This is a genomic window from Nocardia sp. NPDC047038 (assembly GCF_040644075.1).
Taxonomy (GTDB): Bacteria; Actinomycetota; Actinomycetes; order Mycobacteriales; family Mycobacteriaceae; genus Nocardia; species Nocardia sichangensis.
The window spans coordinates 1-22,790 of sequence record NZ_JBEYVQ010000029.1 but is presented as its reverse complement, the minus strand read 5'-3'; the positions used below and the strand labels follow the sequence as shown (position 1 = coordinate 22,790).

Sequence of the window (22,790 nt, the reverse complement as noted above, 5' to 3'; positions counted from 1 at the left end):
CCGTGGTCAGCTGCTGCGCGGGGTGATCGCCGCGCGGTCGGCGCGCAGGTCGTCGACGAAGTTGGCGATGGCCTCGGCGACCAACAACGGCTCGGTGATCGGCAGCCAGTGATTCGCCGGGACGGCGCAGCGCCACAGCTTGTCGACCCAGCGCGCGGAGGCGTCGTAGACGGCGGCCGGGACGAACGGGTCGGTGGTGTCGACCAGCAGCTGGACCGGGACGGCCGTCCGGCGCACCCGCGGCTTGCCCAGGTGGTGCAGCAGATTCGCCTGCGCGATGCGCGCGCCCGCGAGCAGATCGCCACGCCAGGTGGGCGCGATCCGCGCGGGCAGCGGTGATACTCCTCCGAGCCCGCGCACGAGCAGGCCGCGCAGGCGGGGCGGGTAGAGCCTGCGGGCCATGGGACCGGGCGTCAGCGCCCAGCGCGCACCGTGCAACCACCAGCCCAGATCGCGGAGTTCGCGGCCGGCGCGGGGCGCCAGCGCGCGCAGCCACAGGCCGAGATGATCGAGGTTCGGTCCGGCGATCGCGGTGAACGAGGCGATGCGGGTGTTGGCACGCTCGTCGCAGACCGCTTCCCACAGTTGCACCGCGCCCCAGCCGTGGCCGCATGTGTGCACCGGCCTGCGCGGGCTGGCGACGTCGATCACCGCGAAGAAGTCCTCCGCCAGCGTGCCGAGGCGATATTCCGACAGTACGGCGGGAACGGCCGAATCGCCGTGGCCGCGAACGTCATAGGTGATGACCCGGAAGCCGTCGGCCAGCAGGGCCGCGACCGTGGACCACACGCTATGAGTGTCGGTGAGGCCGTGCACCAGCACCAAGGGCTCCGCGGCGGCATCACCCCATTCGAAGACGGCGAGTTCGGCGCCGTCCCGGTCGACCGTCCAGGTGCGGTCCGGTCGGGGCGTTTCGGTGGTGTCGAGCAGTTCGGTCATGTCCTTACCTCATTCGCTGCCGGCTACCGATCCGATGGCACGTCGCCGTCGTGCCCGATGTCAGTAATTCCGATACGGACAGTACGAAGGATTGACCCTTGGAGGGAAAGGTAAAACGTCCGAATATGGCGCAGCTCACCACCGGTATCGCGGCACGGGCGGCGGTTTCTCCTCAGCACTCGGCAGGCTGCCCGCCTCCGCTCGCGGTCGGGCCTGCTCATCCGGGCGCGGGCTCGCATTCGGGTGGCCGTGACGGCGGCTCGCTTCCCTTGTTGACAACTCGCCAATAGTTCGGGAATCTAAGGCGTAACCGGCGAAGGGGCCGGACCGGAGCTAGCAAAGGATCCAGCGATGGCGCGCGCGGCGTGGAGTGACGACGAGGTCGAGGCGGTACGAGACCTGGCGAAGACCTTCTTCGAGAAGGAGGTCGTGCCTCATGAGGAGAAATTCGTCGCGCAAGGGCACCCCGATCGCGCGCTGTACAACCGGGCCGGTGAACTCGGCCTGCTGTGTCCCGCGATTCCCGCCGAATACGGCGGTGGCGGCGGTACGTTCGCGCACGAAGCCGCCATCATCGAGGAGCAGGCCCGCGCCGGGGACGGATCGATGGGCATCCCCGTGCACAGTTCGATCATCGCGCCGTACCTGTACGAGTTCGGTTCCGAGGAACTCAAGCGGCGTGTGCTGCCCAAGGCCGCGAGTGGCGAGATCGTGCTTTCCATCGGCATGACCGAGCCGGGCACCGGATCGGACCTGCAGAACATCAAGACCCGCGCGGTACTGGAGGGTGACGAGTACGTCATCACCGGCTCGAAGATCTTCATCACCAACGGCTGGCTCTGCGATGGCATCATCATCGCCGCCAAAACCGACCCCACCAAGGGCGCGGCCGGTGTCTCGCTGATCTTCGCCGAAGTCGGTGACGACACTCCCGGTTTCGAGCGCGGGCGCATCCTGAACAAGATCGGCGGCAAGGCCCAGGACACCGCGGAGCTGTTCTTCGACGGCCTGCGTGTGCCCGCGTCCAACCTCCTCGGCAGCGCCGAGGGGCAGGGCTTCTACCAGATGATGCAGATGCTCGCGCAGGAACGCCTGGTCACGGCGATCATCGCGGTCGCCATGATGGAGAAGGCGGTGCAGCTCACCGTCGATTACACCAAGGGCCGTGAAGCGTTCGGCAAACCGCTGTTCGCCATGCAGAACACCAAGTTCGAACTCGCCGAGTGCGCGACCATCACCAAGGTGTCGCGCACCTTCCTCGACGACTGCATCGACAAGCACCTGCGCGGTGAACTCGACATTCCCAGCGCTGCCATGTCGAAATACTGGCTGACCGATCAGCTCGGTATCGTGGTGGACCGCTGCCTGCAACTGTTCGGCGGCTACGGCTACATGACGGAGTATCCGATTTCCCAGCTCTACACCGGCGCCCGCGTCCTGCGCATCCTCGCGGGCAGCAACGAGGTGATGAAGGATCTCATTGCCCGGTCTCTCTGACACCAGGAGTGCGGCCGCGGACGGTGGCGCCGACCCGGCGCTACCGCGCCGCCGCAGGCTCGAACCCGACGAGCGGCGCGCGCAGATCCTCGCCTGCGCGATCGACATGTTCGGCGAGCGCCCGTACGCGGCCGTCTCCACCGCCGAACTGGCGCAGCGCGCGGGCGTCGCGCGCGGTCTGATCAACCACTATTTCGGCAACAAGCGCGACCTCTATCTCGCGGTGGTGCGGCGCATGGTGACGTTGCCCAAGCTCGACAACATGGTCGTGCCCACCGGCAGCTGGCGTGAGCGGGTGGATGCCAGCGTGCGCTGGCTGCTGGACACCATCGCCGAGCACGGCAGCACCTGGGTGAAGGTGACCAGCCACGAGGGCGTCGGGGACGATCCCGAGGTGCAGCAGATCCTCGACGCCGCCGACGACGCGGCGGCCGAGCGCCTGCTGCTGATGGTCGGCCTCGCCGATTCGGCACACGACGCCGAACTGCGCGCGATGGTGCGTGCCTATGGTGGTCTGGTCAAGGTCGCGGGCCGGGAATGGATCACGCGCGGCACGCTCACCCGCGCGCAGGTGCACGAGCTGCTGTGCGACATGCTGCTGACGCTGGTCACCGAATCGCTGCCCAAGGTCGACCGCAGGCAGTCACCCGGCGGCCCGGATCACCGCTCGCCGCTGTAGCGAATCGGACGCAAGGCGCCCGGCCCGTGGCCGTGGCGGCCGTGCTTCAGTTCGATCGCCTGTTCCCGGTGATGTTCGACGAGCAGGGCGCCGACGCCGGTGATCCACAGCGCGGCCGTCACGACCACACCGACGCCGGTCCAGCCGGTGAACCCGTATCCGGCGGCGGTCAGAGTACAGGCCAGCGCTACGACGCCGAGGGTGCACAACACGATGCCCGGGAGGTTGAAGTTGTCATCGAGCAAATCTCCGGCCCTGGCATGCCAATGCGGGGTATCCCGGCCGCTCGAGGTCGTCTTATCGGACATGGATCCTCCTGAGGAAAGGCCGCGGTCAGGTGGGTCGTATGTCGATCAGCATGCGCCTCGGCTAACAGATTCGCGAGAGTTGCGACACGTTTGTTATTACGGCCCGATCACAAATATCCGACACTTCGAATCAACTTTTCGCCGCGCGCGCCCTATTCTGTGTCGGTATATCGGGGCGGGTCCGGGCAGTCCGAGGTTCCTGCGCGGTGTTGGTGTGGAGAGGGACCTGAATGACACGGGCAGAACGGCGTGATACGGATCGCTGGCCGCAGGCGCGGCCGGAGGATCGCTGGTCGGAGCCGGAGCCCGACGGCGGCTGGGCGGACGAGGAGGACGAGCGCTGGCCCGAGCAGCCGCCGAGCCGCCGCCGAACCGGCCGACTGCGGGTGGAGATCCCGCCGATCGTCAATCCGTACGCGATCGTCGCGCTCGTGGCGGCGCTGCTGGGACTGTTCCCGGTCGCCATCGTGTTCGGCTTCATCGCCTTCAGCCACCCGCGTGGCCGGGTCATGGCGATGTTCGCGCTGCTGCTCGGCGTCGCCGAGATCACCGCGGTGGCCGGGTTCGTCCTGCTGACGGGCAACTGGCTGCCGGACGTGATGAACCGCCAGTCCGTGATCGCACCCACGCCCGTCGCGTCGGTGCCCACGACCGTCGAGCGTCCGGTGGCGACGACCACGGCGGCAGCGCCGAGCCCCGCTGTCACCACTACGCCGTCAGCGAGCCAGGGGCCGGTCACGAAAGGTTCGTCGTGCAGCGAGGCGCAGCTCGGCCAGATCGGCAGCGCCGCCGACGGTGGCACCCTGATCTGCCTCACCACCTCCGGCGGCTACCAGTGGGCGGGCCCGCACGTCGTCGCGACCGCCGTGCAGCAAGCGGGGTCGAAGTGCGACGCCTCCGGGGCGAAGACCGGACGCACCGCCGACGGCCGGGCCCTGGTGTGCGAACTCAGCGGCCGCAGCGGCACCTGGGTGTTGTGGACCGAATAACGCTCGCTATTCGGCCTTCTTGGCGCGGCTCGGCTGCACCCTGGGCGGTTCGTTGGGCATCTTCGGATATTGCGGGGGCCACGGCGCGTCCATGAGACCGGCCGCCATGTCCCGGTCGGACATCTCCAGCAGCGGGGCGATGGACTGGGGCGCACGGTCGGCCCACGGGTCCCCCGATGCGGCGTAGCGTGCCGGGACGGTCGCGATGGTCAGCTCGTCGGGCACCACCGAATCCAGATCCGACCAGCTGATCGGCGTCGAGACCTGCGCGCCGACCTTCGGCCGCACGCACCAGGCGCCGAACACCGTTTTGTGCGGCGCGTTCTGATTGAAATCGATGAAGACCCGGTTGCCGCGTTCTTCCTTCCACCACTGCGCGGTGATGTCCTCCGGGAACCGGCGCTCCAATTCGCGGGCCAGCGCCACCGCGGCGGCCCGCACCTGATAACCGTCCCACTTCGGTTCCAGCGCCGAGTAGAGATGCAAGCCGCGTGAGCCGGAAGTCTTGATCCAGGATTCGATGCCGAGTTCGGCGAGCAGATCCCTGGTGCGTATCGCGGCGTGCCGGAGATCGGCGAAGGTGATGCCCGGCGAAGGATCGAGGTCGATGCGCAGCTCGTCGGCGATCTCCAGATTGTCGGCGCGGTTGGGCCAGACGTGGAACCCGAGGCATCCCTGGTTCACCGCCCACAGGATGTGGGCGAGATCGTGGGCGACGAGGGCGTCGCTGGTGGTGCCGTTCGGTGTGGACACCTCCACGGTGTGCAGCCAGTCCGGCGCGGATTTCGGCACGCGTTTCTGGAACCAGGACTTGCCGGACGCTCCGTCGGGATACCGCTCCAGCAGCAGCGGGCGTCCGCCCACCACATTCAGGAACGGCTCGGCGATCGCCTGGTAGTAACGCACCAGATCGAGTTTCGTCTCGCCGCGCTCGGTGAAATAGGTCTTGCCCGGATTGCTGATCGTGACGGTCCGGCCGTCGGTCTCGATGTCGACGGACTCGGTCATCGCGCCGCGCCTTCGCCGAACAGCGTGCTCAATTCCGCGGGCGCGACCTCGTCCAACTGCGCGTAGGTACACGATTCCGGCGTGCGGTCGGTGCGGAAGCGCACCAGCCTGCCGCCGTGGCGCAGGCGTCCCGACTGCACGTGCTCGTAGCGCACCTCGGCGACCAGCTCCGTCCGCAACGCCTCCCAGGACAGATCCTTGCCGCCGGTCCAGCGGCTGACGCCGCCGGGCATCTTGCCCTCCGCCGCCGCCTGCGCCGCGGCGTCGGCCCAATCCCGCCAGGGATGGTTGTCGAGCGCGTTCTCCCGCAGTGGCGCGAGCTCCTCGACCAGTTCCTTGCGCCGGGCCGCCGTGAAGCTGCTGGCCACGCCGACGTGGTGCAGGCGGCCCTCGTCGTCGAAAAGTCCGAGCAGCAGCGAGCCGACCCCGGCACCGTCCTTGTGCCAGCGGAAACCCGCCACCACGCAGTCGGCGGTGCGCTCGTGCTTGACCTTCAGCATCACCCGCTTGTCCTGGAGATAGGCGAGGTCGTCGGATTTGACCATCACGCCGTCGAACCCCGCGCCCTCGAAACGGGTGAACCAGTCCTCGGCGACGTCGGGATCGTGGGTGAGCGGAGTCAGGTGCACGCGCGCGAGCGCGGTGTCCAGGATCGTTTCGAGCAGCCGCCTGCGTTCGATGAACGGCTCCCCGGTCAGATCCTTGTCGCCGAGGGCGAGCAGATCGAAGGCCACGAAACTGGCCGGCGTCTCCGCGGCCAGCTTGGCGACCCTGGACGCGGCCGGATGCAGCCGGTTCTGCAAGGTGTCGAAATCCAGACCCTGTTCGGTGACCACCACGATCTCGCCGTCCACCACGCAGCGGTCCGGCAGCGCCTGCTTCAGCAATTCGGCGACCTCGGGAAAATACCTGGTCAGCGGCCGGTCATTGCGCGAGCCGAGTTCCACTTCGGCGCCGTCGCGGAACACGATGCAACGGAAACCGTCCCATTTGGGTTCGTAGCTCAGGCCCGGCTCGCGCGGCACCGCGGGCGCGGATTTGGCCAGCATCGGCCGCACTGGTGGCATCACCGGTAGCTCCACGCGATCCTCCTCGGGTTCGATCCTCACCCATGTCGACGGTGCGCGCGGACCGAACTCATCGGTATGCGGCCGCGGCCTCGGCTCGATCGTAGGCGGGTGCCCCGACAGGTTCGTGGACTTCGCCGGTCAGTTCTCCAGCCAGCCGTGCTGGTCGGCGAACGCGGTGAGCCGGTCGCGGATGGTGAGGATCTCACCCGCGGTGAGCGCGGGGCTGGCGTCCAGGAGCAGCTCGGTGATCAGGCGCTGGTGCTCGGCGACGGTGAGCTGTCCCGAACCGGCCCTGTCCTTACCCTTGTGCCGGGCGGCGGGTGCGGACGACCCGCCGACCACAGTGAGATTGACCGCCTTGGGTCCGCGGTCGCCTTCGGTCACCTCGAACTCGAACACCCGTCCCTGTCGCAACTCGTCCTCGTCCAGGCCGATGTCGTTGACGTGGACGAACACATCGGGTCCACCGTCCTCCGGCCGAATGAATCCGAATCCCCGAGAGCTGTCGAACGACACCAATTTCCCGATGGACACCAACACCCGCTCCTCGTCGCCGTCGCTACTCGGCAACTTTAACGCGCCTTTTCGCCGTCGTCGGAGGAAAGCGCCTTTTGCAGCGAATTGAAAACGGTCAGTCCCTGACCGACCATTCCGTTCACCAGTTCGCTGACTCCGTCCGGTCCGTTCAGTACGGTGAGATTCGCGTTCGCCAACCCGTTCGACGCCTGCCGCACGATTTCCGGAAGTTGTTCGATCAACAACTGATCCAGCGCGATGCGGTTGTTCGACGCGGCCGCATCGGCCTGGATCCGGGTCCGGTCGGCTTCCGCCTCGGCCAGGATGCGCACCCGATCCGCTTCCGCCTGAGCGGGTTTGACGACCTCGGCCTGCAACTGCTGCTCACGCAGCTCGGCCTCCTTGCGCGCCTGCTCGGCCTGGGCGGTGAGCACCTCCTGCAACGCCATCGCCTCGGCGAGCGGGCCCGCCTGCGCCGCCTCCGCGTTGGCCTTGTCGATGTCGCGCTGGTACTGCGCGCGCAGGATCGCCGTCTCGCGCTGATATTCCGCCTGCCTGCGCTGGGATTCCTGCTCGGCCTGCGCCGCCGCCTGCGCGGCCTGCGATTGCGCGATCTGCGCGTCGCGCTGGACGGCGGCATTGTGCGGGGCGGCGAGCGCGGCGATATAGCCGAGGTTGCCGTCATCGATGGACTGGATCTGGAACGAATCGACCCACAGGCCGATGTTGCTCATCTCGACTTTCGACGCGACGAGCACTTCGTCGGCCAGTTTCTGCCGCTCCCGGATGATCTCCTCGACCGTCATCGAGCCGACGATCGAACGCAGGTGCCCGGAGAAGATGCGTCCGGTCAGCACCGACATCTCCCGCTCCTGCTCGGAGAGGAACCGCTGGGCGGCATTCACGATGGAGGAGGTGTCGTTGGCCACCTTGAACGCGATCACAGCGCGGACGTCGAGCTGGATCGCCTGTTTGGTGACGCACCGCTCCTTGATCTCGGATTCGAACATCGCCAGCGACAGGTAGCGCACCTTGCGGAACAGCGGAATCACCCAGGCGCCGCGTCCGATGACTACTTTGAACGGCGTGTTGTCGCGGCTCTTGCCGCCGCTGACCAGCATCGCCTCGTCCGGGTCCGGCACATGGTAGCCCAGCACGTCTGTCTCCCTTACTTTCTCAGGTTTCTGCTGCCGGGTCCGGGGCGGGCGGAATCCACGGGACGACGTCGACGACGCGCCCCGGATGGACCGCGATGACCAGCACGGTCGCACCGGCCGGGATCGGCTCGGTGGACTGTGCGATGTACAGCTCGGTTCCCCCGCGAATCGCGACCAGGACCTCGCTCAGCGTCCCGGCACCTCGGATCGGCGATGTGAGCGTACCCGTCAAACCCACCACCGGGTCGGTCATCGCGCGATCTCCTTCTTCCGGCTCTCGGACCGTCACCCTACGTCTCGCACAGCGCCTTTCGGTATCGGTGCGGCGGAACGGCGCGGCGGCGCGAGTATGTTTCTTGCATGGGAGGTCGGCTGGCGCTGGTGGTGGGGTCGGAATGCGCGGCGCTGGGGGATCTGGGTTTCACCGAAGAACTCGCCAACGGCTTGTACGGGAGTCTGACCGAAGCGGGCGGGTGGCGGCCCGCCATCGAGCTGGACGGCCCGGTGCTGAATCCCACTGCCGCGCAACTGCTCGAGGCCGTCGACGCGGCCTTCACGGCGGCATCGCAGCGGCAGGCCACCCTGCTGCTCGGCTTCATCGGGCACGGCGTGGCGACCAGCGCCGAGGACTTCTACCTGCTCGGCCACGATTCACCCGCTGATCCCACCTCGCACAACGCGTTTCACCTGACCCAAGAGATCCGCGAGCGGCTCGACCGCGCCGCGCTGGACGGGCTCGTGCTGCTCGTCGACGCCTGCGAGGCGGGGCAGGGCGTCCAAGGGGCCGCGCGCCGGTGGACCGATCTGCTGGCGCAGTCGGGCGGCCGGATGGAACTGCTGGTCGCCTCGGGCGACGGGCCCGCGTATTCCGGATGCTTCACCCGCACCATGCTCGCCACCTTCGACCTGGGCCTGCCGCTGCGCGGGGAGAACCTGCTGCCCTCGGACCTGGTCGATCCGATCGCCGTGCAGTGCACCCATCAACAGCCGCAGCATCTGTCGTTCAGTTCCGGCGCGGTGTCCCCGGCACAGGGCGTCGACCCGGGGCTGTGGCTGGTGCCGAACACCGCGCGCCACCGCGACGCGGTGAGCGGACGCTCCGCGGCCGGATTCGTCGACCAACTCACCCGGCGTCTGCTGCTGACGCCCGATGTGCGCGAGCGTCTCGACGCGATCGTCGACGCGGGCAGCCACCGGCTGCGTGCGGTGCTGGGTCCGGCGGGCGTAGGTAAGTCCACGTTGCTGGCGATGCTGATCCGCCCCAGCCTGGTCGACGGGCTCGCCGTCACCCCCGACTACATCACCGCCGCGGTGTTCCTGACGGTGAACAGTTCGGTGGAGTCCGTGGCCGCTGAGCTGGCCGCGCAGCTCGACGCGCGCGTGCCCGGCTTCCGTGAGGCGGCGCGCGCGGCCAGGGCGCACCGGCCCAGGGACGAGTTCGACATCTTCGACATCCTGGTCCGCCGCCCGTTGGCGCGGCTGTCCACGGCGGGCCGCCGGGTCACCCTGGTGTTCGACGGACTGAACCAGCCGCAGGAGGGGACCAGGCGGTTGCTCGTGGCCGCGATCGCCGATCTGACCGGCCGCGAGGATCTTCGGCACGTGCGCGTGATCGTCGGCATCCGGCCCGGCACCGGCGTGGAGGACGATCCGGGGCTGGCGCACATGTACCGCATCGATATCGCCGAACCGGCGGCCGACGACATCGCCGCCGTGGTGGATTCCGCGCGCGGCACGGCGCCGCTGGGCCCGGTCGACTGGATCGGCTGGATCCAGCGGCTGCTGGCGGAGACCCCCACGGACGCGAGCGGTTCGCGGGTGGTGGCGGGCGGCTGGCTGCTCGCAGGCATCCTGCTGGAGGTCGCTTCGGGATTGACCGACGGCGCGGTGGCCTCCGGGATCGGCCTCGACCGGGTCATCGCGCTGCGGGTCGAGACGGCGCTGCGCGGGCTCGATCCCGAAACCACCGGTGACACAGCGGCTCTGCTCGGTGTGCTGGTCGCGGCGGGTGTCGGGCCGGTGTTGCCACTGGAGCTCTTGGATTCGGCGCTGTTGTCGCTCGGCGTCGACCTCAGCGCCGCCCGGGTCCGCGACATCGCCGTGAATCTCGGCACCCTGGTCACCCGCAGTCATCCCGGCACCGTTCGGGAGTCGCTCGGCGTGACCCACAGCGCGTTCCTGCCCGCGCTGGGCGCGGAATGCCACCGCCTCGGCGTGCGCATCGCGGACGCCCACCGCGCCCTGGTCGCGGCGATCCAGGCCGACGGAGGCGACCGGGCCGCGGACTACGCGCGCGGCGCGGCCGTACGCCACTGCCTGGCCTACGGCGATGCCGCCTTGGCCATCGACTTCCTGGAGAAACTGGAAACCGGCAGGTCGGCCGACGACCGCGACCTGTGGGCGGCGTGGACGCCCGACTTCGCCGAGTCACTGGGACCGGACCATCCCGACACCTTCATCACGCGGGAACGGTGGGCATATCACCGCGCCGAGAGCGGTGACCTGGTCGGCGCCGTCGCCGATTTCGAACAGTTGCTCGCCGACCGGTTGCGGGTGTTCGGACCCGACGATCCGGCCACCTCGGACACCCGCGACAAGCTGGCGAGCTACCGCGCCCGCTGCGGCGACTACTCCGGCGCGGGCGAGGAGTTCGAGCATCTGCTCGCCGACCGGCTGCGCCTGCTCGGGCCCGACCATCCCGAAACCCTGCGCACCAGGAACAACCTGGCGTCCAATCGCGGCGACGTCGGCGATTTCGCCGGGGCGATCGACCGGTTCGAACAGCTGCGCACCGACCGCGCCCGCGTGCTCGGCGCCGATCACCCGGACACCTTGCGCACCCGCAACAGCCTCGCGTACTGGCGGGCGGCAAGCGGCGATCTCGCAGGCGCACGGGCCGAATTCGAGCAGTTGGTAGCCGACTATCTGCGCGTCTTCGGCGCCGACCATCCCAATACGCTCGGCGCGCGCAACAACCTCGCGGCGTTCCGCGCGCGCAGCGGTGATCTGTCCGGGGCGGGCGCGGAGTTCGCCCGACTGCTCGACGATCGTCTGCGGGTGCTCGGACCGGACCACCCCGACACGCTGCTCACCCGCGGCAAACTGGCCGCCTACCGCGCCGACAGCGGCGATCTCGCGGGCGCGATCACCGACCTGGAGAAACTGCTCGGCGACCGGTTGCGCGTGCTCGGCCCGGACCATCCGGACACCTTCGACACCCGCAACGAACTCGCGGGCTGCCGCGCCCGGCACGGCGACCTGACCCGCGCCGTCGCGGAACTGGAGGTGTTGCTGGTCGCGGAGTTGCGCGCTCTCGGCCCCAGTCACGGCGCCACCATCCGGACGCAGAACACGCTGGCGTACTGGCGGGGCCGGTCCGGGGACCTACCGTCCGGCCGCACCGGGTGACGTGCGGGCGGTCAGGGACGGTAGAGCGAGCGATACACCGTGAGCATCGCGAGGCAGTGCTCGATGATCTGCTCGCGGGTGGCGCGCAGCGAGCCGTTCAGCCATGCCGAGAACATGCCCGCGTTCCCGCTGGCCATGGTCACCGCCGCCAGCCTGCGCTTGACCGGATCGTCGATGTGGCCGAACAGATGGTCCTGCATGATCCGGGTGAAGACCGGCATCACCGCGAAGGTGGTCTGCCCGAGCCCGGTGCTGGAATACGGCTCGACCAGGAACAGCCGCGATTTGCGCGGGTCGGCGAGCACCTTGTCCACCAGGATCTCCGACAGCGCGCGATCGCGGGACGGGTCGTCGGTGGCGGCGAAGGCCGTCATGGGTTCGAGGAATTCCTCGGCGACCTGACGGTAGAGCACGTCGAGCAGCTCGTCGCGGCTGGCGAAGCTCTCGTAGAAGTAGCGGTCGGTGAGATTGGCCTTACGGCACACCGCCCGCATGGTGACCCCGCTCGCGCCCGACTCGCCGATCAGATCGAGCGCCGCTTCCAACAGCGCCGCCCGCCGCGTCTCCCTGCGCTCGGTGAGCGTCGTCCCACCCCAGATCCGTGGGCCCCCGTCGTCGTCTGCGTCCTGACCTGTCTGCACGGCCCAACGATAGTGCCTGGCGGCGCGCCCCGGCGCCGCGCGCACCCGCCCCGCCCTCCCCGGTCTTGCCGAACTGGATTCCGCGCCGTCACGGTGCGGTAACTGACGGTTTACTCGCCCTGGTTACCTTCCCTGGGTTGCTCGGTGGTTCGGTAGTGGAGGTGACGGCGCGTGCACAACTCCGCTGCGGCGATCTCGTCCGAAGGAATCGGTCACGTACTCGGGCATGCGGGGATGCGCCCCGTACGACCGGCGGTTCGGCCTCTCCCGCCGCCGCGGCGGCCGCTGCCGCTGGCCCGTGGGCCGCGTCCGGCGCACATCCCGCTCGCCCCCGCGCAGGAACGGATGTGGCACGCCGCGCGGGCCGGGAACTCGAGTGACTGGAATGTGACTCGCGCGGTGCGACTGTCCGGACCGGCACTGCGGCCCGAGGGGATCGTCGCCGCGATCGATGACGTCGTCGCCCGGCACGAACCGCTGCGCACCCGTTACCCGAGGACCGCCTCGGGCCCGGCCCAGGTGATCGTCCCCGCGGACGAGGCCGGGGGGCGGACCGACGTCGTCCTGGCCACCGAAGCCGAATTGCCGCGGCATATCGCGGAATTCGCCGCGATCGAGTTCGATCTGGAGACCGACCTGCCGCTGCGCGCCCGGCTGTGCGTGCTCGGACCGCACGAGGTGGTGCTGGTGCTGGTCGTGCACCACATCTCGATCGACGGGCGGTCGGTGGCCCCGCTGCTGCGCGATCTCGGCACTGCCTACCTCGCCAGACAGGACGGAGCCGCGCCGGACTGGCCGCCGCTGCCGATCGACTACGCGGACTACACCTTGTGGAAGCACGCCCAGCTCGGGGACTTCTCCGACGAATGGAGCCGCGCCACGCAGCAGTTGCGGTACTGGGCCAACACCCTGGCCGGTCGGCCGCCGGTGCTCGAATTCCCCTGCGTCCGGCCTCGTGCCATCAGCCGAGGCGGTGCGAGCGCGGGTGCCGTCGTACCGGTCGCGTTCGCCGCCGATGTGCACCGTGCGCTGCTCGATCGGGCGTGCGCGGCGCGAGCCAGCCTGTTCATGGTGTTGCAGACCGCGTTCGCGGTGGCCGTCGGCGCTTTCTCCGGCAGCGCCGACGTGACGGTGGCCACCGCGGTCGCGGGCCGTGATCACCGGCTGCTCGACGACCTGGTGGGCAACTTCGCCGACGACGTGCTGATGCGCGTCCGGCTCGACCGCGCCGCCGACGCGGACGAACTGCTCGATCAGGTGCGCGGCGTGGCGCTGGCCGCCTTCGCCCATCCCGATACACCCGGCCAGCGGCTGAAGCGCTGCCTGCTGCAGGACGCGGCCTGCCCGCTGTTCCAAGCGACGCTCATCCTCCAGCGCGGCGCGGCCGCCCAGCCCGCGGCGGACGCTTCCGGCGGGGTGAGCATCACCGAGGTCGACACCGGAATCGTCCGCGCCAAGCACGACCTCGAATTCGGTCTCGTCGACCGGTACGACCGGCTCGGTGCGCCCGCGGGCATCGACGGCGTATTCATCTACCCGGCCGCGCTGTTCGAGCGGGAAACCGCGGTCGCTTTCACCGAATTATTCACCGCCACAGTCGAACTCCTGGCCGCCGGTTACCGGGGTCCGGTCACCCCGTTGCTGACGGACTTGTCCGCCGGGCGGCGGTGAGCCCGCGGGCGATCAGCCTCGTTCCAGCGGCAACCCCGCATCGCGCCAGGCGACCACGCCACCGGCCAAGCTGGTGGCGTCGTAGCCGGCTCGCCTGGCCCGTGCGGCGAACCGCACCGACAGCTCACCGACGGGGCAGACGAAGACGACGGGGCGCGAGCGCGGGAACGGGATGCCGTGCCCGAACATGTCGTCGAGCTGGTCGTCGCGGATGTTCAACGCGCCGGGGACGTGCCCGATCCGATAGGCCATGGCGCCACGGCTGTCCACGATGGTCGGGCGTCCGGTCCGGTCCAGCTCGGCGAGCTGCTCGGGCGACAGCCGCGGCACCGCCGCCAGCTCCTCCGCGGTCGGGGCCGCTTCGCGTTCGGCGCGGCCGAACCGTTCCGGCCTGCGCTTCTTGATGTACGACAGGTACGGTTCGAGGCGATCGCAGACGATGAACACCGCCACGAGCGGATCGTCCGGATCCCTCGCGGACAGATCGAGCGCGCCGAGCGTCTCCAGCGCGGCGGCGTAACTCGCACCGCTGGTCGGCCCGGCCAGGACTCCGTATCCGCTCGCCAGGCGCAGCGTCGCGTCCACGGCGTCGCCCGCCGTCACGGTCACGATCCGGTCGTAGAATTCCGGCTGGAACAGCCCGACGTCCCACATCTCGCTCTCCGAACGGATGCCGGGAATGAAGTCCGATCGCTCCGAAACCACCGCGACGGTGCGCAATTCGGGATTGTGCTTGCGCAGGTAGGTAGCGGTCCCCCTGGTGGAACCGGTGGTGCCGAGCCCGCCGATCAGATAATCGATCCTGGTGATGCCATCGGCGGCCAGGTCCTCGTGGATCTCCCGGCCGGTGCCGTGGTGGTGCGCCTCGATGTTCTTCTCGTTGGTGTACTGCGACAGATGCCGGTACGTAGCGGGCTGCTGGGCCATGGTCGCCTCGATCACCGAGTAGACGTCGTTCGGCGTCGTCGGGTCCGGGCACTCGGAGAGGCCGGGCAGTTCCACGATCTCGGTGCCCAACAGCTGCAGCAGATCACGGACCTCGCCCACTTTGATCCGGTTGGTCACCGCGCGCAGGTCGATCCCGTACATCGCGCCGAGGACGCGCAGCGCTTTGGCCGTGTTACCGCTGGACGCCTCGATGAGTGTCCGGCCCTCGGCGCGGATCCGCGCCAGGTCGTCGCGCAGCATCGCCCAGGCCACCCGGTCCTTCACCGAACCGAACGGGTTGTGCGACTCCAGTTTCGCGTAGAGTTCGACATTCGCCAGCCCGTGCACCGCGGGGTCGAGCCGCAGCAGCGGCGTGTTGCCGATGAGTTCGGTGATGTGGTCGTATCGCATCAGGGGGCCTCGACGGATCGGACCGAACGGTTGACGAGGTCGGTGGCGTGCGGCGCGATGTGACGCGGCCGGGACGACTCGACGGGGAAATCGGGCTCGTAGTCGGCGTCGTGCACGACCCGGAACCCGTCGGGCGTCCGGGTGACCGCGAGTTTCGCGGGCAGGGGATGCATGGAGGCCGTCGCGGCGGACAGGTCCATGTGATAGGCGGCGGTATTCGGGAACACCACCGAATCGCCCGGCCGGGGCCGCGCGGGCAGCCACACCTTGTGGTTGGTGATCAGATCGCGCTCCAGGCACAGCCGCCCGGCGAGGTAGACGCCGACCGGACCCCTGTCGCGGTCGCCCGCGGTCGCGTCATCGCCGGGCAGGAGGATCGGGTCGACCATGACCTCCTGATCGGCGGGCGTCACCGAATCGCGGCTGAGGTCGACGTGCACCAGCACGCTGCCGTCGGCGACCTCCTTGACGAACTCGACTGTGGCCACCGTGATACCCGCGTGATCTACCAGCGCCTTGCCCGGCTCCAGCCACATCTCCAGCAGATTGTCGCCCGCCACCTGCGCCACCGTGCGTCCGCCGTGCCGCTCCAGCGGAGCGTCGAGCAGGTCGGCGAGCATGCGGTCGGCGGCGACGGTGTTGGCGTACTTGTGGAACACCGGTGTGCCGTGCACGGCCCCGCCCGCGACGTGGTAGCCGAAGGTGTTGCTGCCCCAGGTCATCGGCTCCCCGCGGCCGAGCAGCGATTCGCGCAGCGCGAGCACGTAGGCGTCGAACCGCTCGGCGTCGGCGGTGAACACCTGCCGGAAGCCGCCGCCGATGTCGAGCACCGACGGGGTGAGCCCGTGATCGTAGGCGCGCTCGATCAGTCGCAGGCAGGTGTCGATCGCCCGGACGCGCTCACCGAGGTCGCCGGAGTCGAGGTGAAAGGCGAAGCCGAGGAGGGCGATCCGCCCGCGCCGCGCCGACAGCAGATCGAATGCCTGCCCGACATGCGCGAGCGGTATCCCGAACCGGCTCACCTGTCCCGCGTCGAAGCCGGAAATGCGCAGTAGCACAGGCACTTCCGCTTGCGTTCCGGCCAGTTCCGCGATGCGGCCCAGCTCCCAGAGGTTGTCCACGTTGATCGTGACCCCTCGGTCGACGAGTTCGCGTAGGAAGGCTTCCCCTTTCGGGCCGGTGACCTCGATGCGCGCCGGATCGAACCCGGCGGCGCGGGCGCTGGACAGTTCGTGCGGTGAGGCGACGTCGACGGCGATGCCCTCGCGTTCGGCGGTACGGACGAACGCGCGAGACTGGTTCACTTTGTGCGCGTAACAGATCCGGTGGCCGGGAAGGCTCCGCTCCAGCACGGAACGCAGGCGCAGGAGATTTTCCGAGTACACCTGCGGGAACAGCAGATGCGCGGGCGACCCGAATCTCGTCAGCGTTTGCGTCGGGAGGCCGGGAGTGTCGAGAAAAGCGCGGACGATCGGGTGGAGCTTCGCGGGCAGCGCCGGCGGCCACGGCGTCATACGGCGGCTTCCGACGGCTCGGTGGCCGACGCCCGCGGCGCGTCGTCCGGCCGCTGCGCGACCGGGTTGTAGCCGCCGTCCCGGATCGCCTCGAACGCACGGGCCCGATTGCGCGGGCTGCGGAACTCGGCCACCACCCGTTTGCTGTCCAGGTCGATCTCGACCACGCGGATGTCCATCGACTCCAGCACTCCGCCGATCGTGCGGACGCAGTGCTTGCAGGTCATGTCGGGCACGTAGAACACCTGGTCCTCGGCGGTCGCGACCCGGTCGGCGGTGGCCTCGTCGAGTTCGGCGCTCACCTCGGCGACCGCGCAGCGGCCCGCGATCTCGGTGAACGTCGCGACGAATCGGTCGACCAGCAGTGGGAGGAGACTGAAATGCCCGCTGTCGAGCTGGTGTGGCGTGGCGGCCGGGCAGGCCGGATGGCTGCCCTCGGGCAGCAGGGCGTATTGCCGGGAGATCAGGTCGAGGTCGTCGTGGTACTTGGCGATCGCCTCGGCCACCGTGAGGCCTTCGACCGTGGTGGCGCGCTCCATCACGGCGTGCGCGTCGGCGATGGTGGCGTCCTTCATCGCGCGCAGGGTCGCCACCGTCTCCGCCGAATAGCGGACGGTGCCGTCGGATTGCGCGACCAGCGTCACCGGGATCATGCCCCGCCGGTAGGTCGAGGCCTGCAATTCCCAGAACCATCGCGTGGCGACCGCGGCGAAGATCCCGGAAACGCGGAGCCCTTCGGCGAATTCGGCGGCGTCGCGGTAGGGGGTCGCGTCCGCCAGCAACGCGTGCTGGGCCAGCACGCGCCCCGCCGCCTCGATGCCGACCCGGAAGATGTCGCGCGGATCGTGGTCGGTGGTCGTGCCGGCCAATACGGCGTGTTCGCGAGGTCCGAGCGCCGCGACCCGCGCGGCGAAATCGGCGTCGGCGTCCAATTGGCGCCACAACGCCAGGACCGTCTCGCGCGTCGCGATCGGCACCGACGGGCCGAGACCACCGGCACGGAAGTGCCCGGTATTCGGGATGCCCGCGCTGTCGGTCCACGCGATCCGATGCGTCGCGCTCGTCACCTGGTCCGCGCGGCACGGCCGCATGAACCGCTCCAGATACAGCCGCTGCGAGTAGGTGAGATGGCTGTCCGGCTCGAGACCCAAGGCCGTACAGGCGTATTCGAATCGCCGATGTCGGGGAGCGGGTACCGGTTCGGTGAACAGCCCTGGCTGCGCCAAGTCGGCCAGCACCCTGGACGCGGCCCGCCGGTCGTAGCGGGGGATGTCGTTACTCACGTGACCTCCTCGGCGATGGTTCGCACGCACGCGACGAATCGGTCGATCTCGTCGGGCGTGTTGTAGATGTGCGTGCTGACCCGCACCGAGCCCGCGCCGTCGGATTCGGCGGGGACGCAGTGCGCACCGGTGCGCACCAGGAAACCGAACTCGCTCAGGACGAATCCCGCGTCGGCGGCCGAGATCCCCTCCAGGGTGAAGGAGACGATGCCGTAGCCGACCTCGCAGGTCGCGTGCGCCGGGCCGGGCAGGAACTCCAGGCCGGGAACCGGTCGCAGCCCGTCGATCAGCCGCAGGGTCAGGGCGCGATTGTGCGCGGCGACGGCGTCGAGTCCTAACGATTCCAGCACCTCCAGCGCACTGCCGAGGGCGAGGATGCCCGGAATGTCGGGCGTTCCGCCTTCCAGCAGCGACGGCATCGGCCCCGGGCGCAGCCCGCCGGGACCCGGTTCGACGCCGGAGTTGCCCCCGGGCAGGAACGGCGTCAACCGGTCGTGCACACGCCGGTGGCAGTAGAGGATCCCGGTGCCGGGCGCACCGAACATCTTGTGCGCGGCGAAGATCGCGAAATCCGCACCGAGCGCGGTGACGTCGACCGGAAGATGGCCGCCGCTCTGCGAGCAGTCGAAGCACAGCAGGATCGCCGGATCGATCCGGCCGCGCAGTTCCTCGAGAGTGCTCAGACCGCCGAAGACATGGTGCAGATGCCCGGTCGTGATCAGCCGGGTGCACGGGGTGATCTTGGCCAGGATGTCGTCGGTGTCCGCCTCGCCCGCAGCGGTCACCCGGTAGGGAACGAGGTGGATGCGGCGTCCGAACCGCGCGAGCAGCCCGCGCAAGTGCTGCCACGGGTACACGTTCGACGCGTGATCGCTTGCGTTGTAGAGGATCTCGTCGCCGTCGGCGAGCGCCGTCAGACCCCACGACAGCGCGACGGCGTTGAGTGCGGCGGTGGCGCCCGCGGTGAAGACCACCTCGTCCGGATGCTCGGCGCCGATGAACGCGGCGGCGTGTTCGCGGACGCGGGCGATCCGAGCCGTGAGACCGGTGGCCCAGGGGTAGGTGCCGCGGCCTGCGTTGGCGGTGTTGTTGCTGTGGTAGCGCTGAATGGTCTCGATCACCGGCAGCGGCTTCTGCGTGGTGGCGGCGCTGTCCAAATAGACCTCGGAGGCGCCGGCGAGGGCCGGGAACAGCGACCGCGCCGCGGCGGGCGCGAACGTCGGGATTTCCGGCGGCCGGGGAATGTCCTCCGTCCGCGTCACCGGCGATCTCGGGGTGGGGGACCGCAACGTGACGCTCCCTTCCCACCGGTAACTCGGACGTCACCCACGATACGCATTTTCGGTACGGACTTCGAAGTTTTGTCGTGGACAAAGGCTTTCACGACTAGCCTGGAACGTATGCCTCTGACCCTGCAAGAGCGTCAAGAGTTCCTTGCGCAGCCGCATATCGCGGCGTTCTCGGTGGCAGCGGGCACCGGTCGTGGCCCGCTCACCGTCCCGATCTGGTACCAATACAGTCCCGGTGACGAGGCCTGGATCCTGACCGGCCCGGAGTCGCAGAAGATGCGCTATATCCGGGAGACCGGCCGGTTCGGTCTGATGGTGCAGCAGGCCGAACCCACGGTCCGCTACGTGAGCGTGGAGGGCCCGGTCACCCGGATCACCCCGATGACCGACGAGATGCACCGTGAAATGGCCGCGCGGTACGTACCCGCCGAATCGGTGGACACCTACCTGAAGGCGGCCGAGGCCTACGGTGAGCAGGTCGCCGTCTTCCTGCGGCCGGAGCACTGGCTCTCGGCCGATCTGGGGAACCTCAGCGAGCTCTAATATCTGCCCTGCAGGTACTCCACGAGGTGTTCGCGTTCGTCCGCCAATTCCGAGATCGCGCTCTTGACCACATCGCCGATGCTCACGATGCCGACCAGCTTGCCGTCGTGCACCACCGGCAGATGCCGGATGCGGTGGTCGGTCATGGTGCGGCGCAGGCCGTCGACCCGGTCCTCGGGCGCGCAGGTGCGCACCGCGGAGGTCATGATCGCCGAGACCGGCATGTCCAGCAGGTCCGCGCCCCACGCGTGCAGACTGCGTACCACGTCGCGCTCGGAGACGATGCCCGCGATCGTGTTGCCGTCGGGGGAGACGACGACAGCGCCGATGTTCCGCTCGGCCAGCGTGGCGAGCAGTGTGCGTACCGTCGTATCGGGCGCGACCGTGGCCACGTCGCTGCCTTTTCTGTGCAGGATCTCCGAAATTCGCATATTTCACCATCCAGACGTCGCGGCACTACCAGGATCGCAAGTTCACGGTCCGGTGACCAGCACGAATCCGTTACAGGCCACGATCAGGTCACGACGCGGACGTCACAGGCGACGGGCGACGCTGCGGTCCAGATCCCGGGCCAGCAGGGCGATCGCCGCCTGTGAGATGCCCGCCGAGGTCGCCAGGTCGATCGAGGTGAGCTGGGCGATGCGGCGCAGGCGGTAGTCGACGGTGTTCGGGTGCACGAAGAGCTGGCGCGCGGTGAGCTGCCGGTTCATGTCGTTGCCCAGGTAGGCGCGCATGGTGTCGAACAGCTCGGGATGGGCGTCGAGCGGGTCGAGGATGGTCGCGATCCGGCGCGTGGCCGGGCCGCTGCGGGTGAGCTGATACTCCACCGCCAGATCCGACATCTGGTAGAGACCGGGCGGCCGGACGCCGACGCGCACGAGATTGAGCAGCTCGTGTGCCTGATCGGCCGATTCGGGGATCTGATCGGTGTCGGTCGGCACCACGGTCGCGGTGAGCGGGACCTCGGCGGCGACGGCGAGCAGCTCGAGCGTGGCGGCCGTGAGGACGGTCTCGGCCTCGTCGCCCGACGGGATGAGCAGTGTGCCGCCCTTGGCGCTGAGCAGCGCGAGCGCGCGGGAGGCGAACACGGTGGCCAGCTCGGACTGTAGCCGTCGCAGTTTCCGGCGCGCGGCGACGTTCCCGTCGACGCGCGGATCGCGCTCGTCCGGATGCTCCGGAATCGACAGGGCGACAACCTGATACGCCTCCGCGATCGGAATACCCGTCTGGCGGGCCAGAGCCGAGCTGCCGCGCCCGCTCAGCAGCGCCGAGGCGAGCGTCTGCGCCGCCGTCTGATGCTCCTTGGCGACCAGGTGCTGTTCGTCGACGTAGGCATCGGACACCGCCGCGGTGATCGCCTCGAGCAGTTCGAGGAGCAGATCGGCGGCGACCAGCACCTCCTCGACGTCGTCGGCCTCGGCGGGCGCGGTGACCAGACCGAAGGCGATGCGCAATCCTTCGTGGTAGGCGCGCAGGATGGTGCTCAACGGCACGCCCTCGCGCGCCCAGCGGGCGGCGGCCGCGCGCACCGGGCCGAGTTGCTCCTCGTCCGGCACGGTTCGCCGGTCGAACATCTCTGCGGCGAGGTTCAGGCAGCTGCGGGTGAGTTTCGTGACGTCACCGCGGATCTGCTCGCCGGGCAGGGTGCGGCAGGGCGCCATGACGTTCTCGAAATATCCGACCATGTGCGAGGCCACGCTGTCGGTGTTCTGCAAAGGCACCGAAGCCGGCTGTCCACCGATTTCCAGCACCGGGTCGGACGAGTCGGCGGACAGATCCAACGCGGAGTAGGTCATGACGAGTTCGCTCCCCAATGCCACGTCGGGCGTGCGAGAAATCGCGCCCGAGTCGATCGATCACTATACGAAAGGGCTGTGTGGACCGGGAGTGATCTGTGAGATCGCTTGGGATCGCTCCGCATTCCGTAGTGACCCGATGACGGACGCGCAGCGCGCGGCCCGGATTACGATGCTGGAGCAGGGTTTACGAAGCGGCGAGGCACTCGCGCGCCGGGATGTGGCCTGTTATTCGTCGTCCAGCCCGGCTGACAGATACGCGGCTGCCGCCAGCCACTGCCTGCACTGCGGACCGTGGACCTCGTGGGCGTAGAGGATGTCGCGGGCCTGCCGGTAGGTGAGGCCGCGGGGCTCCACACTGCAATCCGTCGCGGCGAACTCGGGCGCAGGGTACTGGCGGAAGGGCTCGGCGCCGGCGCCATCGATGACGGCAACCCGGGGGGAAGTTCGAAATGGCTCGATCATTCGACTACCCCTCGCGTCCGACGTGCGGTGGGGAGGCCGACGTACTGGTAGCGCAGGCTCGAACTCCCTGCGTACCTCCCCGATTTCGAGTTCGAGTCTATTCCTCCGTCGCTTGCAAATGCAAGTACATCTGCACGATCGGTCGGAGAAAAAAACCGGCGGCGGCCGCCGGTGGTGACCGGCGACCGCCGCTGTGCCGCTTGCGGTTTGGCGTTCAGGGGCCTTACGGCTTGCGCGCGACCGCGCCGTAGGCGGAGATCGGACGGGACTCGCCCACCTCCGTGGCGCCCGAGCGCCACTGCGTGATGGACACGAAGCCCGGCTCGACCAACTCCAGACCGTCGAAGACGGCCTTGATCTGAGCCTGCGGGCGGGGGACATAAGGAGTGCCACCGGTGCCGGTGTAGTTCTCGCACAAGGTGACATACTCCTTGCTGTCGTCGGTGCCGTCCCACATCACCAGGTAGCTGCCCGACGGCACGGCGTCCAGCACGGTGCGCACGATGCGCAGCAGCTCGTCGTAGGTCTTGGCGTGGCCGAGCACGCCCATGAACATCACGGCGATGGGCTCGTTGAAGTTCAGGACGTGCTTGGCGTCGGTGATGATCCGCTCGGGATCGTGGTAGTCGGCGTCGATGTAGGTGGTGACGCCCTCCGGCGTGGTGGAAGTGAGCAGCGC

General features: G+C 68.9%; 22 protein-coding genes. 6 read left to right on the top strand and 16 right to left on the bottom strand.

Annotation, left to right across the window (positions count from 1 at the left end; all coding sequences use genetic code 11):
- Positions 1 to 6 precede the first annotated feature (6 nt).
- A complete protein-coding gene (locus tag ABZ824_RS38370; RefSeq protein ID WP_356969679.1) occupies positions 7 to 939 on the bottom strand; it encodes an alpha/beta fold hydrolase in 933 nt (310 codons plus the stop codon).
- Between the two features lie 351 nt (positions 940 to 1,290).
- Here ABZ824_RS38370 and ABZ824_RS38365 point away from each other — a divergent pair, with 351 nt between their 5' ends.
- Both ABZ824_RS38365 and ABZ824_RS38360 read left to right on the top strand, forming a co-directional pair.
- A complete protein-coding gene (locus ABZ824_RS38365) occupies positions 1,291 to 2,436 on the top strand; it encodes an acyl-CoA dehydrogenase family protein (RefSeq protein ID WP_356969677.1) in 1,146 nt (381 codons plus the stop codon).
- Positions 2,420 to 3,115, top strand: a complete 696-nt coding sequence (locus tag ABZ824_RS38360; RefSeq protein WP_355078431.1) for a helix-turn-helix domain-containing protein — start codon at positions 2,420 to 2,422, stop codon at positions 3,113 to 3,115. Before ABZ824_RS38365 ends, ABZ824_RS38360 begins: the two co-directional genes overlap by 17 nt.
- Here ABZ824_RS38360 and ABZ824_RS38355 read toward each other — a convergent pair.
- Positions 3,097 to 3,423 carry a hypothetical protein gene (locus tag ABZ824_RS38355; protein ID WP_355078430.1) on the bottom strand — a complete coding sequence of 109 codons (327 nt, stop codon included), beginning with the start codon at positions 3,421 to 3,423 and terminating at the stop codon, positions 3,097 to 3,099. The genes ABZ824_RS38360 and ABZ824_RS38355 overlap by 19 nt on opposite strands.
- A gap of 230 nt (positions 3,424 to 3,653) precedes the next feature.
- On the opposite strand from ABZ824_RS38355, the gene ABZ824_RS38350 reads away from it, so the two are divergent.
- The gene (locus ABZ824_RS38350; protein WP_355078429.1) at positions 3,654 to 4,412 is read left to right on the top strand and encodes a hypothetical protein; all 759 of its coding nucleotides are present in this window, start codon (positions 3,654 to 3,656) and stop codon (positions 4,410 to 4,412) included.
- 6 nt (positions 4,413 to 4,418) lie between these two features.
- Here the strand turns inward: ABZ824_RS38350 and ligD are convergent, their stop codons facing one another.
- The 5 genes from ligD to ABZ824_RS38325 all read right to left on the bottom strand — a co-directional run bounded on the left by ligD (position 4,419) and on the right by ABZ824_RS38325 (position 8,416).
- On the bottom strand, positions 4,419 to 5,420 hold the full coding sequence (gene ligD, locus ABZ824_RS38345) for a non-homologous end-joining DNA ligase (RefSeq protein WP_356969674.1): 1,002 nt from the start codon (positions 5,418 to 5,420) through the stop codon (positions 4,419 to 4,421).
- A complete protein-coding gene (locus ABZ824_RS38340; RefSeq protein ID WP_355078452.1) occupies positions 5,417 to 6,502 on the bottom strand; it encodes an ATP-dependent DNA ligase in 1,086 nt (361 codons plus the stop codon). Before ABZ824_RS38340 ends, ligD begins: the two co-directional genes overlap by 4 nt.
- A 126-nt stretch (positions 6,503 to 6,628) precedes the next feature.
- Entirely contained in the window at positions 6,629 to 7,030 is a 402-nt protein-coding gene (locus ABZ824_RS38335; RefSeq protein ID WP_356969708.1) for a cold shock domain-containing protein, read from the bottom strand.
- A 32-nt stretch (positions 7,031 to 7,062) separates the two neighbouring features.
- The gene (locus tag ABZ824_RS38330; RefSeq protein ID WP_356969673.1) at positions 7,063 to 8,163 is read right to left on the bottom strand and encodes an SPFH domain-containing protein; all 1,101 of its coding nucleotides are present in this window, start codon (positions 8,161 to 8,163) and stop codon (positions 7,063 to 7,065) included.
- A gap of 19 nt (positions 8,164 to 8,182) precedes the next feature.
- Positions 8,183 to 8,416 (bottom strand): hypothetical protein, encoded by a 234-nt coding sequence (locus ABZ824_RS38325; protein WP_356969671.1) that lies wholly within the window; start codon positions 8,414 to 8,416, stop codon positions 8,183 to 8,185.
- A gap of 107 nt (positions 8,417 to 8,523) precedes the next feature.
- On the opposite strand from ABZ824_RS38325, the gene ABZ824_RS38320 reads away from it, so the two are divergent.
- A complete protein-coding gene (locus ABZ824_RS38320) occupies positions 8,524 to 11,571 on the top strand; it encodes a tetratricopeptide repeat protein (protein WP_356969669.1) in 3,048 nt (1,015 codons plus the stop codon).
- An 11-nt stretch (positions 11,572 to 11,582) separates the two neighbouring features.
- On the opposite strand, the gene ABZ824_RS38315 is transcribed toward ABZ824_RS38320, so the two are convergent.
- Positions 11,583 to 12,212: a TetR/AcrR family transcriptional regulator gene (locus tag ABZ824_RS38315; protein WP_355078424.1), complete on the bottom strand. Its 630-nt coding sequence runs from the start codon at positions 12,210 to 12,212 to the stop codon at positions 11,583 to 11,585.
- 171 nt (positions 12,213 to 12,383) lie between these two features.
- On the opposite strand from ABZ824_RS38315, the gene ABZ824_RS38310 reads away from it, so the two are divergent.
- Complete coding sequence (locus tag ABZ824_RS38310; protein WP_356969666.1) at positions 12,384 to 13,883, top strand: condensation domain-containing protein; 1,500 nt, start codon at positions 12,384 to 12,386, stop codon at positions 13,881 to 13,883.
- A 12-nt stretch (positions 13,884 to 13,895) separates the two neighbouring features.
- Here ABZ824_RS38310 and ABZ824_RS38305 read toward each other — a convergent pair whose 3' ends face one another.
- The 4 genes from ABZ824_RS38305 to ABZ824_RS38290 are packed head-to-tail and all read right to left on the bottom strand — an operon-like array spanning position 13,896 to position 19,280.
- Complete coding sequence (locus tag ABZ824_RS38305; RefSeq protein WP_356969664.1) at positions 13,896 to 15,221, bottom strand: pyridoxal-phosphate dependent enzyme; 1,326 nt, start codon at positions 15,219 to 15,221, stop codon at positions 13,896 to 13,898.
- Positions 15,221 to 16,735 (bottom strand): decarboxylase, encoded by a 1,515-nt coding sequence (locus tag ABZ824_RS38300; protein ID WP_356969662.1) that lies wholly within the window; start codon positions 16,733 to 16,735, stop codon positions 15,221 to 15,223. The genes ABZ824_RS38305 and ABZ824_RS38300 overlap by 1 nt, the downstream gene beginning before the upstream one ends.
- A complete protein-coding gene (locus ABZ824_RS38295) occupies positions 16,732 to 18,018 on the bottom strand; it encodes a heavy-metal-associated domain-containing protein (protein ID WP_356969660.1) in 1,287 nt (428 codons plus the stop codon). Before ABZ824_RS38295 ends, ABZ824_RS38300 begins: the two co-directional genes overlap by 4 nt.
- Complete coding sequence (locus tag ABZ824_RS38290) at positions 18,015 to 19,280, bottom strand: aminotransferase class V-fold PLP-dependent enzyme (RefSeq protein ID WP_356969658.1); 1,266 nt, start codon at positions 19,278 to 19,280, stop codon at positions 18,015 to 18,017. The genes ABZ824_RS38295 and ABZ824_RS38290 overlap by 4 nt, the downstream gene beginning before the upstream one ends.
- Before the next feature lie 138 nt (positions 19,281 to 19,418).
- Between ABZ824_RS38290 and ABZ824_RS38285 the strand changes: the two genes are divergently transcribed.
- Positions 19,419 to 19,850, top strand: coding sequence for a pyridoxamine 5'-phosphate oxidase family protein (locus ABZ824_RS38285; protein ID WP_356969657.1), 432 nt, complete (start codon positions 19,419 to 19,421; stop codon positions 19,848 to 19,850).
- Here ABZ824_RS38285 and ABZ824_RS38280 read toward each other — a convergent pair.
- From ABZ824_RS38280 to ABZ824_RS38265, 4 genes are all read right to left on the bottom strand, one after another.
- On the bottom strand, positions 19,847 to 20,281 hold the full coding sequence (locus ABZ824_RS38280; RefSeq protein WP_356969655.1) for a CBS domain-containing protein: 435 nt from the start codon (positions 20,279 to 20,281) through the stop codon (positions 19,847 to 19,849). The genes ABZ824_RS38285 and ABZ824_RS38280 overlap by 4 nt on opposite strands.
- A gap of 102 nt (positions 20,282 to 20,383) precedes the next feature.
- Complete coding sequence (locus ABZ824_RS38275; protein ID WP_355078416.1) at positions 20,384 to 21,646, bottom strand: helix-turn-helix domain-containing protein; 1,263 nt, start codon at positions 21,644 to 21,646, stop codon at positions 20,384 to 20,386.
- A 228-nt stretch (positions 21,647 to 21,874) separates the two neighbouring features.
- Complete coding sequence (locus ABZ824_RS38270; RefSeq protein ID WP_356969653.1) at positions 21,875 to 22,111, bottom strand: hypothetical protein; 237 nt, start codon at positions 22,109 to 22,111, stop codon at positions 21,875 to 21,877.
- 223 nt (positions 22,112 to 22,334) lie between these two features.
- Positions 22,335 to 22,790 (bottom strand): SAM-dependent methyltransferase (locus ABZ824_RS38265; RefSeq protein ID WP_356969651.1); only part of this gene is annotated, 456 nt, incomplete at its 5' end.

Excerpts from the sequence above, each read along its gene's own strand:
- ABZ824_RS38370 (WP_356969679.1), bottom strand. The coding sequence starts at position 939 with ATGACCGAACTGCTCGACACCACCGAAACGCCCCGACCGGACCGCACC.
- ABZ824_RS38365 (WP_356969677.1), top strand. The coding sequence starts at position 1,291 with ATGGCGCGCGCGGCGTGGAGTGACGACGAGGTCGAGGCGGTACGAGAC.
- ABZ824_RS38355 (WP_355078430.1), bottom strand. The coding sequence starts at position 3,423 with ATGTCCGATAAGACGACCTCGAGCGGCCGGGATACCCCGCATTGGCAT.
- ABZ824_RS38350 (WP_355078429.1), top strand. The coding sequence starts at position 3,654 with ATGACACGGGCAGAACGGCGTGATACGGATCGCTGGCCGCAGGCGCGG.
- ligD (WP_356969674.1), bottom strand. The coding sequence starts at position 5,420 with ATGACCGAGTCCGTCGACATCGAGACCGACGGCCGGACCGTCACGATC.
- ABZ824_RS38325 (WP_356969671.1), bottom strand. The coding sequence starts at position 8,416 with ATGACCGACCCGGTGGTGGGTTTGACGGGTACGCTCACATCGCCGATC.
- ABZ824_RS38320 (WP_356969669.1), top strand. The coding sequence starts at position 8,524 with ATGGGAGGTCGGCTGGCGCTGGTGGTGGGGTCGGAATGCGCGGCGCTG.
- ABZ824_RS38305 (WP_356969664.1), bottom strand. The coding sequence starts at position 15,221 with ATGCGATACGACCACATCACCGAACTCATCGGCAACACGCCGCTGCTG.
- ABZ824_RS38300 (WP_356969662.1), bottom strand. The coding sequence starts at position 16,735 with ATGACGCCGTGGCCGCCGGCGCTGCCCGCGAAGCTCCACCCGATCGTC.
- ABZ824_RS38285 (WP_356969657.1), top strand. The coding sequence starts at position 19,419 with ATGCCTCTGACCCTGCAAGAGCGTCAAGAGTTCCTTGCGCAGCCGCAT.
- ABZ824_RS38280 (WP_356969655.1), bottom strand. The coding sequence starts at position 20,281 with ATGCGAATTTCGGAGATCCTGCACAGAAAAGGCAGCGACGTGGCCACG.
- ABZ824_RS38275 (WP_355078416.1), bottom strand. The coding sequence starts at position 21,646 with ATGACCTACTCCGCGTTGGATCTGTCCGCCGACTCGTCCGACCCGGTG.
- ABZ824_RS38270 (WP_356969653.1), bottom strand. The coding sequence starts at position 22,111 with ATGATCGAGCCATTTCGAACTTCCCCCCGGGTTGCCGTCATCGATGGC.